Source organism: Aeromonas aquatilis, assembly GCF_054052405.1.
Genome location: NZ_JBSTYP010000173.1, coordinates 1 through 452, shown reverse-complemented (window position 1 = coordinate 452; position 452 = coordinate 1). Strand labels below are relative to the sequence as shown.

1 pseudogene is annotated in these 452 nt (G+C 64.8%); it reads right to left on the bottom strand.

From position 1 onward, the window contains the following. Positions 1-452 (bottom strand): annotated as a pseudogene (locus ACW5W8_RS23870) (curculin (mannose-binding) lectin protein); the annotation flags it as partial.

Below are 452 nucleotides of genomic sequence, written 5' to 3'. Positions count from 1 at the left end.
CGCCGTAGTTCGGGCACTGGCTGTTGAAGGTCAGCAGGCCGCGCCCGTAGTCGATAGCCCCCACCACGGTACCGACCAGGAACAGCTCGCCACCCTTGTCGGTGATCACCGCCGCGCCGATGGTGACCGATACGCTGCCCGGCATGGCACCAATCCCCAGGAACAGCCCTTGGCTTGGGCTGACTGGTGAGGTGGTGGTGAAGGTGTGGGGACTGCCCACCCCGGATTCCAGCAGGGCGCCCAGCTCACCGGCAGCGGTCAGATCGACTACAGGGGTTTCACTGCGGGCACTGGGTACCAGCTGAGTGAAAATGGTCTTGGCCTGCACTCGCATTGCACCCAGCGCCGCATCCGCGACCAGCTTGGTGGTCGAAAAGTAGTTGGCGGCATCGGCCACCACGGTTTCCCGCAGGGTGGTCTTGGTGGTTGCCTGGTCATAGGGGCTGGGCTGC